Origin of the sequence: Klebsiella indica (genome assembly GCF_005860775.1) — a bacterium.
GTDB classification, from domain to species: domain Bacteria; phylum Pseudomonadota; class Gammaproteobacteria; order Enterobacterales; family Enterobacteriaceae; genus Klebsiella; species Klebsiella indica.
Window position 1 is genome coordinate 120,336 of record NZ_VCHQ01000011.1, and the last position, 13,852, is coordinate 134,187.

The following is a 13,852-nucleotide window of genomic DNA, read 5'->3' on the forward strand; positions in this document are numbered from 1 at the left end:
CCGTGGTCGTACCCGACTTTACCACCATACTTCGGCCTGTACGCCCACGCTAAATTGATCATTTTTGTCATCTTCAAAAGAAACTTCAGAGATGTCGTTTTCCAGTGATTTAATATAGGTACCATAAAAACGTATTTCTGGACGAGACCTCAACATGCTGGTACCAACTTTAAAGGCATGATACAACGTGGTTTTATATCCTGATTCGTGGTATTTCTGATTGTTTGCCTCGTTGGTTTGGTTGAAATAGGCCAATTCAACGCCAGTCTGGTTGTAATCATTCCAGATATACGCAGGACGAACCACGGCCCTGAATGTTTCAAAATCAGTATGCGCGCCGGTTTCATAGCTATAGAGATCATTGCCACGGCCATAAACTAAGGCATTCGCCATAATCACGTCCGGACGAAGATAAGTCTCTCCTTGCGAGATCAAACGCAGGCCGGTTCCGTTTGTATGATCGCCATAATAATATCCGTTATATCCATAATCAGGGTTTGAATCTGAAATATGCATAAATCCGCTGGCAATGGCGTTGTTAGCCGCCTGGATGACAAATTCGTTAAACCCACCATTGTCAAAATTCTGTCGCACAAGCCCGGTGATCAGCCATGCATCTTTCATGTCAAAATAGTTGTCAGATTTAGATATGTGATCTTTATTTGGCATATTATACCGACCATAAACGCCTAAGGTTGCCTTATCCCATAATGGAATATCATGGAAACGCATATCGATGGCATTGGTATTCACCTGTGTCGTGCTGGAATAATCCTTTGAATACAGATCCAAATCTTGACGCAACAATGCTATGTCCAGTTTACCCACACCTACATTAATATTCTCCAGCCCAACGGCACCAGCAGAATCTGCTTTATGTGCTTTCCAGTCCAGCATCTGGATTTCATAGTTCTGCAGATAATGTTTCCCTACCCAAAAGTTGGCCTCAGGAAGCGATGGGATAAATCCTGTGGTTGTAATATACATATCTGAGAACTGCAATATATTATCTTTATTGGTATTAAATGATCCATTACTATAAGACTGGCTGACATTGCCGTCCAGCCAAACAACTGCGTTTACCGTTTTGCCATTCTGAGCGTAGACTCGTTTATCCAGAATTAGATCAAACCATCCTCCATATTCATTTCCGAAACGCCCCAATGCGCCAATAGCATAAGATTTGGGAACACCGTGGCTTGATGTCGCCCATCCGGTACGAAAATAGCCGCTATAATTAAAGCCAAGATCATCTTTGACATATTTACTAATATCTGCCAGCGTCATGTCCTGAGCGGATGTAGCGCCGGTCACTTTTGTTGCACTCCCGCCTGCAGTTGCTGCTACAGATGTCGACACGGTTGCTGTCGGCACTGTCTGCGGTTTTTTGTTCAGTTTATCGCGAGCACTGTTAGCAATGCCGGTATCAGCCGTCCCGGTTGTTACCGGTTGCCAATCAAAAAAAACTTTATATTGCTGTAACGCTTTCCTCGTGGATTGTAGTTCCTGTTTATTTTCCGCCAGTTCCTTTTCTAATAATTCCAGCCGTTGCTCAATGGTGAGTTTGGCTGCCATAGCACTATTAGACACAATAGCTGAAGAAATTAGTAATACAATGGATTTCAGCTGAGTGTTTTGGATCATAACAATATCCTTACAGTGTTGTTATTTTTTGCAATAAGAAGAACGCCTGACGTTTTTAATTTACGTCTGGTGTCCTGTAAATAACTTCTGCTCACGCGGTTTCTGCGTGAGCGATTTTTTGCAAACGTTATATTTTCTGTGGCGAAAAATGATGGCGAATAAAATAGCCAGGCGTGCAGCTCCAGGCATGACAGAAACTGTTTATTTGTTGTCCACCGTAGGGGGACGCCAGTGGGTTCTCCGGATCGAACGCTTCCCAAAATGTATCTGCTCCAGCTTTGATCATACCTCCCCAGTAACTTTCCACCAGTTGTCGGGCCGCCTGTGGTAACCCGTTCTGTACCAACGCGTCCACCATGTGGTGATAAAGATAGGGGGTCAAAGGCCGAACCGCGCCATCGTGTTTCATCACCTGTTGCAGCGCAACCGCGTTCTGCGATTCAGGCAGCACCTGAGCCAGAGTCAGCCACACATTCGATGCCCAGGATACCTGCCGCTGTTCACCGCTGACAAATAGCTGCTGCTTCTCGTCGTAAAAATGCGTTCTGGCCGCCGCACACATGCGCGTTATAGCAGTCTCTACTACCGCCAGGTCATCCTGCGGCGCAATCGCGCTCCCCAGTTCCAGCAAACGGCGACAACTGTAAATCAGCACGCCCTGCATCGCCGCCTGTCTCTCCAGACCTTTCAACGCCGCCGACTGATCCTTTCCGGCATCCCAGTCGATAAATACAAAACCTTCCTGCTCCGGCGCATGAAACAGCCCGTCCTCCCCCACATGACGCAACAAGAGTTCGATCTGTTTTTTCGCTACCGGCCACAGTTCATCAACGGTCACCCGGTCCTCACTGGCGCGCAGATAACCAAGCAGCACGTCGCCAAACAGAGCCGAGTAGTCCAGCAGTACCACTTCACCGATACGCGGCTGCGGCTTCTCATACACACAGGCGGTGACGTATCCGTCCGCACGCGACATACCCGCAAACAGATAAAGACAACGACGCACGAGCGCCATATTGCGAAAACTGACGTAGTTGGTTAGTGCCTGCAAGCGCAGATCCCCCAACCAAAGTCGACAATCACGGCGTGGACCATCCTCAAATACCGTCTGCATACATTCATGGAGCGTGCGAATGCCGACTCTATCAATCGCGCCCAGTAGTTCGCTGTCATAGTGCGCTGGACGTCCCGTGTCCTGACCTGCCGACGATACCGCCCTCACGGCGACATCATCCAGCGTAACGCTGAAGTTGTTTGACACCGCCACCACCTCGATACGCACATAGCGGAAAGCATGGCGACGCGCGACATTCACCCTCTGCGGCAGAAAATCTATATTCAGCACCTCGTCCGGTAACCAGGAAGCGCTGACCCAGCCGTTGTAGGGATAAAGTGGTACGGCTACGTCGGTCACCACTTCGCCAAATACCAGCCGTAACCGGGCTGGCGCATCGCACGACACCCCCTGCCAGCCGAGACGGAAACTCAGATAACCTGTGTAATGTTCACCGAAATCGACAATAATCTGTTCACCGGTCCGGAAAGCCTTTCCCGCTAGTTTGTCCGGCGTGTAGAGCGGCGTCATGCGGTAGCCCAGTGGTTGCGCGGCATCTTTCTGCGCCTTCACCGCACCGACGATAGAGTGCACCTCTTCACGCAGTCGGGGTTTGAGCGTTTCCGCGAGTGCAACCCAACGCTGTGGTGACGATTCTGACGGCACGCCCGGCGGCAACCCCGCACCTTTCTCCACCGCGGGTACTCTGCTCACGCCTTTCTCTGCCACAGCTGGCCAGATTTTGACGCTGGCAGCCGCAATGGCCGCCTTGACCAACAATTCTCGTCGATTCATAATTTTTTTATTCCTCTGATACAAGTTTATTCCAGCGCCTTGTTTTTCATTTTTTATTTCAAAAACAGCCCTGACTGAGAGCCTATCCCAGTAGGCGTTATTGGCGCAGACAGTTTGAACACGGCCAGCGCGGAAGAACCGGAGCGTACACGTAGTACGTGAGGATTCTGAGCACTGCCCAGGTTCAAAATAACAAGCAAAATAGCCCTAATGGGATAGGCTCTTAAGCACTTCCGCATAACAATGAATTCTTCTTATGGCAACGCTTCTGCGCACCGTTGCAGCATAGGGTAATAAAAGTATTACTACTCAAATCTTTGCCAGTGCAATGTCCCAATATAATCGGAAAAAAACACAATAACGTACCGCTGACGGGAAATAGCGCTGCCTGGCTATCACTACTGTCTTTCATCCCGTTATAAAACCGGTGCAATACTAAAAAAAACGTTAACACGCCATATGCAGACAGTCTCCCGATTGGGGAGATGACGATACCAGACGCAGTATCAATAAAATCAGAAAGGATAATTCGTTTTCCTTTATACGGGGATTGCACTTCCGGATTATCACTGATTTTATCAACATCGATCGGCACCTGGCATATCTCACCAACCTGATTTCCTGCCAGCACTTGCAATTGCCATCCCGCAAAAAAACATCATTAAATAACGATTTTTATCAAACAATCCCCTATTAAAGTTACCGTAATTTTTCAATGTAAAGCGTAGCCATGCCGCACAATGCGCGACACTGCAGACATTATCACGGCCACCTATGCCAGCAGGGTTCTCACTGGCTAATGTTTTATATTTCATGGTCGGTCCTTAATATCAAACCACTCTTCGCGGAAATCCAGTCGTGAATACTCAGCATAGTTTTAGGGACAAAAAAACAAACCACTTTTCTACGGCGACAGCCATATACACAAGTGGTTTGGGTTTTGCCCGTATGCATAATGCTTAAATACGGTAACAATCCGATTTTTATTACGCCAGAATACAGCGCTGCTATTTACTGACAGGTTCTGTTCAGCACATTACGAATATCTGCCCTTGCTTGCGGCATTTGATGCCTGAGTTGCAATGCTCGATCAAAAAAACATAGATGCTACTCAGGCGTTTTCTTGAGCAGCGATTTTTTGCCTGGCTGGTTATCTTACCCACAGCAGCCACGGCTGCGAATGGGATACCATCTACAACCTTTCTGAGCAGTGAAGATCTGTACCTTCGGCTCTTATTGATGACTGTCTCAACAATATTGTTCAATTTTCTGGCTATCTTCATTTTCTGGGCCCTGAAAACAAAAAAACCAGATGTCCGCTGACATCAGCGAACATCTGGTTTTGCCTGCGGTAACGCAGTAACAATCCAACGGAGATCAGCATACACATCAATAGCACTACCTCAATATAAACGATATTAAAACGTGATAGAGATCGAGATATGTATGCAATATTTCAATCTAAACAGGCAGGGGAATCCCAGGATTTGCAGAAATGGATAAAGAGGACAATCGCCAGAACATTCCTGAGTTGGTGAGATCCCCGGTTGAGCGTGGGTAACCCGGGGCGGTAATAATAGCGCCTCTGACCGGGCAAGAGAGCGCGCGAGGGTGAATCAGGCAGGCAAACCAGGATGTTTATAGTGAAAGCGATAAACCTGTCTTACCGTTGATTCTGATGAGCCATGTCTGGCCCTGTTAGTCGGGCAATGAATGATATTTGTCGGCAGGGTTACCGTCCTGAACTTCTGAGGATGACTCGCTTCGCTCGCCCTTCGGGCAACGCAACGCGTTGTGCAAATTTGTTCCCGACTATTTTGTCAGCCCGAATCTGCCGCAGGTTCGAATCTTATACATCGCAGATAGCAAAAAAGCGCCTTTAGGGCGCCTTTTTACATTGGTGGGTCGTGCAGGATTCGAACCTGCGACCAATTGATTAAAAGTCAACTGCTCTACCAACTGAGCTAACGACCCCTTGCGGGATTTTACTGCTTTAATCATTCAGGATGGTGGGTCGTGCAGGATGACTCGGCTTCGCCTCGCCCTTCGGGCCGCTGCTGACGCAACGTTATCCTTCACGTTCTCTACCAGTAACCACCTTTAAAACTGGTGGGTCGTGCAGGATTCGAACCTGCGACCAATTGATTAAAAGTCAACTGCTCTACCAACTGAGCTAACGACCCATATGGGTGTTACCTGAAAGATTTTACTTGCTACCAATCTAACCCTGGCGGTGGTGCAGGATGACCAGGCTTCGCCTTGCCTTTCGTGCCGTTACTCGCGCAACGTTATTCTTTACGCTTTACTTTCGCGTTCCACCAGAATAATTGGTGGGTCGTGCAGGATTCGAACCTGCGACCAATTGATTAAAAGTCAACTGCTCTACCAACTGAGCTAACGACCCGAGTGGTGGGTGATGACGGGATCGAACCGCCGACCCCCTCCTTGTAAGGGAGGTGCTCTCCCAGCTGAGCTAATCACCCGATACTGCGCTGGATACATCTTTTAGTGGTGAGTCGTGCAGGATGACTCGGCTTCGCCTCGCCCTACGGGCTGTTGCTGACGCAACATTATCCTTTACGTTTTACTCTCGCGTTCCACCAGAACAATTGGTGGGTCGTGCAGGATTCGAACCTGCGACCAATTGATTAAAAGTCAACTGCTCTACCAACTGAGCTAACGACCCACTCTTTTCTGTCGCCCGGGGCTTGTTTGATATCCCCTGGCAACGGCGGCATATATTACTGATTTCAGAATTCAGCGCAACAAGAATTTAGAGAAAGATCACTTAACTGCTTAGGATTCATGCGACAAGACCAGAAATAACGCGATTTCTGGTCATGGCATAATCATCCCAGGGCGTTAAGGCGTTTTTGCGCTTGTTTCGCGCCATCGGTGCCAGGATATTTACTGATCACTTGCTGATAAACCGCCTTCGCTTTTGCAGTATCACCTTTGTCCTGCATAATTACCCCAACTTTAAACATCGCATCGGGTGCCTTCGGGGATTTCGGGTATTTTTTGACCACAGAAGCAAAATAGTACGCCGCGTCATCTTTTTTCCCCTGGTTATAATTCAGCTGACCAAGCCAGTAGTTGGCATTTGGTTGATAAGTTGAATCAGGGTACTTCTTAATGAAATTCTGAAACGCTGCCATCGCATCGTTCTGGCGGGAAGAATCCCTCACCAGGGCGATAGCCGCATTGTAATCGGTATTTGCATCTCCCGTTTGCACCGGAACGCCTGAGGAGGCCGCAGGCGCAGTCTGAGGGGCTGCCGCCCCCTGCGCCGCTGCTGAGGGCTGTCCCCCCGCAGCTGCGCCACCGCTACTCAGTCCGTCAATCTGTTGCAGGATCTGCTTCTGGCGCTCAACAACCTGATTCAGTTGATATTGATTTTCCTGAATTTGACCGCGCAGGGAGTCGATATCGGACTGGTTATCAGAAAGCTGTTGCTGGAGTTGGGTTAAAAGCTGGCTGTGAGCATTAGAAATACGCTCAAGTTGAGTGACGCGGTCTTCGACCGAGCCTGAGCCGACACTACTGATTGGCGCCTGAGCAAAAGCGGCCCAGGGGGCCGCTATGCCAACCAGTAACGACAGACTCAACAGATGATGTCTGAAGTTACTGCTCATGCAATTCTCTTAGTAAACCAGTACGGCGCGACGGTTTTTGGCGTAAGCCGCTTCGTCATGACCCAGTACTGCAGGTTTTTCTTTACCGTAAGAAACGATGGACATCTGGTCAGCAGAGACACCTTTGCCCTGCAGATACATCTTAACGGCGTTAGCACGACGCTCACCCAGAGCGATGTTGTATTCCGGCGTACCACGTTCATCCGCGTGACCTTCAATAGTCACTTTATAGGATGGGTTGCTACGCAGGAAATTAGCATGCGCGTCCAGCATTGCAGCGAAGTCAGAACGGATATCGTATTTATCCAGATCGAAGTAAACGATATTGTTCTGCTGCAGTTGCTGCATCTGCAGACGAGCCTGCTCTTCGGAAGACATGTTGCCGCCGTTAGCGTTACCGTCCATACCAGTGCCGGCACCCAGCATGCCTTCACCGCTCTGGTCGTTGCTGGCGTTCTTATGAGAAGAACATGCCGCGATTGCCATAACCGGCAGAGCGATCAACAGCCCTTTCAGCACTTTGTTCAGTTGCATTTATTTGATTCCTTTAGTAATCAATTATTTATTATCACAGATACGGCGACCAGGCAGGTGATTTAACCTGTCCATCAGTTGCCGGAAGACGCGCCTTGAAACGCCCATCTGTAGAAACCAGATTCAGCACGGAACCCATCCCCTGAGAAGAGCTGTAGATTACCATAGTGCCGTTAGGTGCCAGACTTGGCGTTTCATCCAAAAACGTTGATGTGAGAACCTGCACAGCACCCGTTTCCAGATCTTGTTTAGCAATGTGCTGCTGACCATTGGCCGAGCTTACCATTACCATCGTTTTACCATCAGCGCTCACGTCCGCATCCTGGTTTTGCGACCCTTCCCAGGTAATGCGCTGCGGCGTGCCGCCATTAATATTGACTTTATACACCTGCGGACGACCGGCCTGGTCGGAAGTAAAGGCCAGGTTCTGGCTATCCGGAAACCAGCTTGGCTCTGTGTTATTACTGCGACCATCGGTCACCTGACGAATCTGACCCGAAGCAAGATCCATCACGTACAGGTTCAGACTACCCGTTTTCGACAGGGCGAAAGCCAGTTTGCTGCCGTCCGGGGAGAACGCGGGCGCGCCGTTATGACGCGGGAACGACGCAACCTGACGGACAGCGGCGGTAGTCAGCGACTGAATTACCAGCGCCGAACGACCGCTTTCGAAGGTAACGTAAGCCAGTTTGGAGCCATCCGGAGACCAGGCCGGAGACATCAGCGGCTGGCTTGAACGCTTGACAAGAAACTGGTTGTAGCCATCGTAATCGGATACGCGCAGCTCATACGGGAACTGGCCGCCGTTGGTCTGCACAACGTATGCGATACGGGTACGGAAGGCGCCCTTAATGCCGGTCAGCTTCTCAAATACCGCATCGCTGGCAGCATGCGCCGCATAGCGCAGATACTGTTTAGTCACTTTAAATGTGTTCTGCGCCAGCACGGTACCCGGCGCGCCGCCGGTATCAACCAGCTGATATGCCACGTTGTAAGAACCGTCCGGGTTTTGCGTCACCTGGCCGACAACCACGGCGTCAATACCCAGCGCAGACCATGCCGCAGGCTGCACTTCCTGAGCGCTACCCGGCTGCTGAGGCAGGCGAGAGCGATCCAGCGGGTTAAACTTGCCGCTATTGCGCAGGTCAGCCGCCACGATCCCCCCCACATCCGCCGGCGCGGCACCCTGCCCCGCCCACTGGAACGGCACAACGCCGATCGGGCGCGCCGAGTCAACCCCCTGGGTTATCTCGATACGGACTTCTGCGTGCAACACCGCCGCCCACAGCATTAAAAAACCAAATGCTACTCGTAATGCCTGCTTCATCATATCTCCCTTATCCGGGCTGAAAACCCATGATAATTTAGCAGAATGTTAACAAACTCAAATACACAAAACTACCAAAACCCCGTGACGACAGAGATTGGTTTTTCCCCGCCGAAGCGGGGAAGATCACTACAATTTAAAGTCCAGTGTCGCATTTTTTATTTTTTCATAAACAGCCTGACTTGGCGGTTTAGGAATAGTCGCAGTTCTCGCGGCGGTCAACGCAGCCTGGCAAAGCGAAGGATCGCCGCCCTCAGACGTTATGTCCTTTAAAGTGCCGTCGGGTGCAAGGTTTATATGCAATACGCACCGTTTGCCCTGATACAGACTTGCATCATACAGACGACGCTGAATCGCAACCTGAATTTGCCTGGCATAGGCACTTATGTCAGCCCCGTTATCACCGCCGTTTGCGCCAGAAGTCCCTGAATCTTTGGAAGGCTGCCCCTTCCCTTTAGCGCCCCCGCCCGATTTCGGCGCATTCTTACCGGAGCTCAGGTCGCCAAGGAGATCGTCAACGCCAGTGGCTTCTTTCGCCGCAGCGGCTTTCTTCGCGGCGGCGGCTTTAGCTGCAGCGGCTTTAGCCGCTTTCTCAGCAGCGGCCTTCTCTGCCGCAGCCGCTTTAGCAGCGGCGGCTTTCTCAGCGGCAGCTTTCTGCGCGGCGGCTTTTTCTGCTGCCGCTTTTTCTGCTGCGGCCTGTTTAGCCGCTTCCTGTTGAGCTTTTTTCTCTGCCTGTTGCTGCGCTTTCTTCTCGGCTTCCTGCTGAGCTTTCTTCGCCGCCTCAGCTTCGGCTTTCTTCTGCGCATCCGCAGCCGCTTTCGCCGCTTCCGCTTCGGCCTGTTTCTTCGCATCAGCCGCGGCTTTGGCCGCCGCGGCCGCTGCTGCTTTCGCCTGGGCTTCCGCCTTCGCTTTCGCATCCGCTGCGGCTTTGGCGGCGGCTTCCTGCGCCGCTTTCGCCTGCGCGTCCGCTTTCGCCTTCGCTTCAGCGGCAGCTTTGGCTGCCGCTTCTTCGGCCTGCTTCTGCTGTTCTTTCGCTTCTTTAGCCGCTTCCTGCGCCTGCAGACGTTCTTGTTCCAGCTGTTTTAGCCGCTCCTGCTCGGCTCCCTGCTTTTCACGTAACTCTTCCGCCTGCTGTTGAGCCTGCTTTTCACGCTGTTCAGCGGCGCGGCGGGCGCTGGCCTGCTGCTGCTGCTCGCGGTTGTAGTTATCCACGACCGCGCCCGGATCAACCATTACCGCGTCAATAGAAGAACCACCGCCGCCGCCGGCTGATGTATCCAGATGCTCGTCAAACGAACTCCAGATCAGTAACGCTATCAATACGATATGCAGCGCGACTGAAACGATGATCGCTCGTTTAAGCTTGTCGTTTTGTTCGGTTGCCTTTGACACTATCGGTTCCCAAAAACTGTTCGCCTGTTCCCGTTATACTATGCCGACCACGAAACGGTTTCGTCCCATAGTCAACATTCTGGCGGGCGTGTATATCCCGAGCGATTAGATCGGCTTAGTCATCAAGCCAACCGATTTAACCCCTGCGCTGTGCAACAGGTTAAGCGCTTTAATAATCTCATCGTAGGGCACCTCTTTGGCGCCACCAATCAGGAACACCGTTTTTTCATTCGCCTCAAGTCGGCGCCTGGCTTCGGCAATCACCTGTTCCGGCGGCAGTTGCGACAGCGTCTCAGCGCCCACTTTCACGCTATACTGCCCAACACCGGAAACTTCAACGATCACTGGCGGATCGTCGTTGCTTTTCACCGTTTGCGATTCCGTTGCGTCCGGCAGGTCGACCTCTACGCTCTGCGTAATGATCGGCGCAGTCGCCATAAAGATCAGCAACAGCACCAACAGAACATCCAGCAGCGGAACGATATTGATCTCGGACTTCAGTTCGCGACGCCCGCGTCCACGTGCTCTGGCCATGGCTTACCCCTTATTGCTTTCGCTGCTGGTAAACGCCTGACGGTGCAGAATGGCGGTGAACTCTTCCATAAAGTTGTCGTAGTTGAGTTCAATTTTGTTCACACGCTGATTCAGGCGGTTATAGGCCATTACCGCCGGAATTGCGGCAAAAAGACCAATTGCCGTGGCGATGAGCGCTTCAGCGATCCCCGGCGCAACCATTTGCAGCGTCGCTTGTTTTACCGCACCCAGCGCGATAAAGGCATGCATGATCCCCCACACGGTGCCAAACAGCCCGATATAAGGGCTGATCGACCCCACCGTGCCGAGGAACGGAATATGCGTCTCCAGGCTTTCCAGTTCGCGATTCATCGAAATACGCATGGCACGCGAGGCGCCTTCAACAATCGCTTCCGGCGCATGGCTGTTCGCACGATGCAGGCGAACAAATTCTTTGAAACCGCTATAGAAGATTTGTTCCGACCCCGTCAAATTATCACGACGTCCCTGGCTCTCCTGATACAGACGAGAAAGTTCAATACCGGACCAGAACTTATCTTCAAATGCCTCCGCTTCACGCGACGCTGAATTGAGAATACGCGTTCTCTGAATAATGATGGCCCAGGAAGCGATAGAAAAACCAATCAAAATCAACATGATAAGTTTAACCAGAAGGCTCGCCTTCAGGAACAAATCAAGGATATTCATGTCAGTCACTGCTTAAACTCCGCGACAATAGACTTGGGAAGCGCACGAGGCTTCATTAAGAGTGGATCAACGCACACGATAAGAACCTCTGCTTCATTCAAAACGACATTCTCGGCGTTGACAATTCGCTGCGTGAATACCAGACAAGCGCCTCGCATTGAGGTGATTTCCGTCTGGATTTCAAGCATGTCGTCGAGTCTGGCGGGCGCAAAATATTCCACAGTCATTTTGCGAACCACAAAGGCAACTCGTTCAGCCAGCAAAACCTGTTGGCTGAAGTGATGGTGGCGCAGCATCTCTGTGCGTGCTCTTTCATAAAAAGCGACATAGCTGGCGTGGTAAACCACACCACCGGCATCGGTGTCTTCGTAATAGACCCGAACCGGCCATCGAAACAGCGTTGTATTCACTTTACATCCCGGTAATGCAACAAAAGGTTAGTGCTTTCAAACTTCGCTACTATACGCGCGGCAATCGTGGTTTGGAATGGGGGAAAGTAAACGACGAGTAAATTTTTATGGGCTTATGCAAGCCCATACAGTTACCAGAAACTTCTTATTCAAAAGAAGAAAAAGAACAGGCCCAAAACGAGCACAATATCAGCGATAAGTGGACAAAAAATTCCCTGCCAGTGAATGGTTCGCGGGCGAAAACCCACGCCGTGGATCACACCCGCACAAACGGCCCACATCAGCAGGAAACCGTGCCAGATCTCCAGCTCGCTGGTTTTTGCCGCAAAACGCGACGGGTCCCAGAAGATGCAGCCCGCTAACAGCAGCGCCATCAATAAGGAAAGCGCCCTTAACGGGCGCTTGTCCATTATCGCATACATATACTTTATCATTCACGACGCCTCTTTGTTGGCTACGTCTGCTTACCCCAGTCACTTACTTGTGTAAGCTCCTGGGGATTCACAGACTTGCCGCCTCGATGCAACCCGAATGATTTCGTATATCGCATCACGATAATACTCATCAGTGTTCTTCTTTACCTGCTTTGGTGGCTTCCACGTGCTCAAGCGCCAGCGCGGTAATCACCCCAAAAGCACAGGCAAGAAGCGTTCCCAAAATCCATGCGAAATACCACATATATAGCTCCTTACCTTAGTACAGCGAATGGGTGTTCTTTTCGATGTCGTCACGCGTGATGCGGCCAAACATTTTCCAGTAACACCAGGTGGTGTAGGCCAGAATAATTGGCACGAAGACAATCGCCACGTATGTCATCAGGTTCAGCGTTCTCTGGCTGGAGGTCGCGTCCCACATGGTCAGGCTCGCGTTCAATTCCGTGCTGGACGGCATGATGAACGGGAACATCGCGATACCGGCAGTCAGAATAATGCAGGCCAGCGTCAATGAAGAGAACAGAAACGCCAGCGCGCCTTTATCTGCCTTAGTGCTAAGGGCAGTCAACAGCGGAAGCACCACGCCCAGAGCCGGAATAATCCACAGCGCAGGTATACGGTTAAAGTTCACCATCCAGGCGCCCGCCTCCCGTGTGACCTCTTTGGTCAACGGGTTAGATGGGCCAGTGTGGTCCAGTACGGACTTCACCACATAACCGTCAATGCCATAGTAGACCCACACGCCCGCCAGCACGAAGCAGACCAGGGTGACCAGCGCCGCAACCGTTGAGACGGTGCGAGTACGCAGGTGCAGTTCGCCAACGGTACGCATTTGCAGGTAGGTCGCCCCCTGAGTCAGGATCATCGCCACGCTGACAATCCCGGCCAGCAGACCAAACGGGTTGAGCAACTGGAAGAAATTACCGGTGTAATACAGACGCAGGTATTCGTCGATGTGGAACGGTACGCCCTGCAGCAGGTTGCCGAAAGCCACGCCAATCACCAGTGGCGGGACAAAGCTGCCGACGAAGATGCCCCAGTCCCACATATTACGCCAGCGGGTATCTTCAATCTTCGAGCGATAGTCAAAACCCACCGGACGGAAGAATAAAGACGCCAGCACGAGGATCATCGCCACATAGAAACCGGAAAACGCAGCGGCGTAGACCATCGGCCAGGCGGCGAACAGCGCGCCACCGGCAGTGATCAGCCACACCTGGTTACCGTCCCAGTGCGGGGCGATGGAGTTAATCATAATTCGACGCTCGGTGTCATTACGACCCAGAAAGCGGGTGAGCATGCCCACCCCCATGTCGAAGCCATCGGCGACAGCAAAACCGATTAGCAAAATGCCGATCAGCAGCCACCAGATAAAACGCAATACTTCATAATCGATCATTTGACGA

14 protein-coding genes and 5 tRNA genes are annotated in these 13,852 nt (G+C 51.2%); all 19 read right to left on the reverse strand.

What is annotated here, in order from left to right; genetic code table 11:
* Window positions 1-18: 18 nt before the first annotated feature.
* Window positions 19-1,644, reverse strand: coding sequence for a carbohydrate porin (locus tag FE839_RS09735; RefSeq protein WP_138360637.1), 1,626 nt, complete (start codon window positions 1,642-1,644; stop codon window positions 19-21).
* Window positions 1,645-1,771: 127 nt separating this feature from the next.
* Window positions 1,772-3,493 carry an alpha-L-rhamnosidase-related protein gene (locus FE839_RS09740; protein WP_206665970.1) on the reverse strand — a complete coding sequence of 574 codons (1,722 nt, stop codon included), beginning with the start codon at window positions 3,491-3,493 and terminating at the stop codon, window positions 1,772-1,774.
* Window positions 3,494-3,716: 223 nt separating this feature from the next.
* On the reverse strand, window positions 3,717-4,130 hold the full coding sequence (locus FE839_RS09745; protein WP_138360638.1) for a hypothetical protein: 414 nt from the start codon (window positions 4,128-4,130) through the stop codon (window positions 3,717-3,719).
* Complete coding sequence (locus tag FE839_RS09750; protein WP_138360639.1) at window positions 4,099-4,308, reverse strand: PTS transporter subunit EIIB; 210 nt, start codon at window positions 4,306-4,308, stop codon at window positions 4,099-4,101. Before FE839_RS09750 ends, FE839_RS09745 begins: the two co-directional genes overlap by 32 nt.
* Before the next feature lie 1,083 nt (window positions 4,309-5,391).
* Window positions 5,392-5,467: transfer RNA gene (locus FE839_RS09755), tRNA-Lys, on the reverse strand.
* 133 nt (window positions 5,468-5,600) lie between these two features.
* Window positions 5,601-5,676, reverse strand: a tRNA-Lys gene (locus tag FE839_RS09760).
* A 145-nt stretch (window positions 5,677-5,821) separates the two neighbouring features.
* Window positions 5,822-5,897 (reverse strand) — tRNA-Lys (locus tag FE839_RS09765).
* A 3-nt stretch (window positions 5,898-5,900) separates the two neighbouring features.
* Window positions 5,901-5,976 (reverse strand) — tRNA-Val (locus tag FE839_RS09770).
* A 127-nt stretch (window positions 5,977-6,103) separates the two neighbouring features.
* A tRNA-Lys gene (locus tag FE839_RS09775) sits at window positions 6,104-6,179 on the reverse strand.
* 163 nt (window positions 6,180-6,342) lie between these two features.
* A complete protein-coding gene (gene cpoB, locus FE839_RS09780) occupies window positions 6,343-7,128 on the reverse strand; it encodes a cell division protein CpoB (protein ID WP_138360640.1) in 786 nt (261 codons plus the stop codon).
* Window positions 7,129-7,137: 9 nt separating this feature from the next.
* Window positions 7,138-7,662 carry a peptidoglycan-associated lipoprotein Pal gene (pal, locus tag FE839_RS09785; protein ID WP_138360641.1) on the reverse strand — a complete coding sequence of 175 codons (525 nt, stop codon included), beginning with the start codon at window positions 7,660-7,662 and terminating at the stop codon, window positions 7,138-7,140.
* 34 nt (window positions 7,663-7,696) lie between these two features.
* Window positions 7,697-8,989 (reverse strand): Tol-Pal system beta propeller repeat protein TolB, encoded by a 1,293-nt coding sequence (tolB, locus tag FE839_RS09790; protein WP_138360739.1) that lies wholly within the window; start codon window positions 8,987-8,989, stop codon window positions 7,697-7,699.
* 129 nt (window positions 8,990-9,118) lie between these two features.
* Window positions 9,119-10,381: a cell envelope integrity protein TolA gene (gene tolA, locus FE839_RS09795; RefSeq protein ID WP_138360642.1), complete on the reverse strand. Its 1,263-nt coding sequence runs from the start codon at window positions 10,379-10,381 to the stop codon at window positions 9,119-9,121.
* Between the two features lie 105 nt (window positions 10,382-10,486).
* Window positions 10,487-10,915 carry a colicin uptake protein TolR gene (gene tolR / locus FE839_RS09800; protein WP_138360643.1) on the reverse strand — a complete coding sequence of 143 codons (429 nt, stop codon included), beginning with the start codon at window positions 10,913-10,915 and terminating at the stop codon, window positions 10,487-10,489.
* Window positions 10,916-10,918: 3 nt separating this feature from the next.
* Window positions 10,919-11,611: a Tol-Pal system protein TolQ gene (gene tolQ, locus FE839_RS09805; protein WP_138360644.1), complete on the reverse strand. Its 693-nt coding sequence runs from the start codon at window positions 11,609-11,611 to the stop codon at window positions 10,919-10,921.
* Window positions 11,608-12,012 carry a tol-pal system-associated acyl-CoA thioesterase gene (ybgC, locus tag FE839_RS09810; RefSeq protein ID WP_138360645.1) on the reverse strand — a complete coding sequence of 135 codons (405 nt, stop codon included), beginning with the start codon at window positions 12,010-12,012 and terminating at the stop codon, window positions 11,608-11,610. Before ybgC ends, tolQ begins: the two co-directional genes overlap by 4 nt.
* 149 nt (window positions 12,013-12,161) lie before the next feature.
* A complete protein-coding gene (ybgE, locus tag FE839_RS09815) occupies window positions 12,162-12,446 on the reverse strand; it encodes a cyd operon protein YbgE (RefSeq protein WP_138360646.1) in 285 nt (94 codons plus the stop codon).
* A 130-nt stretch (window positions 12,447-12,576) separates the two neighbouring features.
* A complete protein-coding gene (gene cydX / locus FE839_RS09820; RefSeq protein WP_004100325.1) occupies window positions 12,577-12,690 on the reverse strand; it encodes a cytochrome bd-I oxidase subunit CydX in 114 nt (37 codons plus the stop codon).
* 15 nt (window positions 12,691-12,705) lie between these two features.
* Window positions 12,706-13,845, reverse strand: a complete 1,140-nt coding sequence (gene cydB, locus FE839_RS09825) for a cytochrome d ubiquinol oxidase subunit II (protein WP_138360647.1) — start codon at window positions 13,843-13,845, stop codon at window positions 12,706-12,708.
* Window positions 13,846-13,852 lie beyond the last annotated feature (7 nt).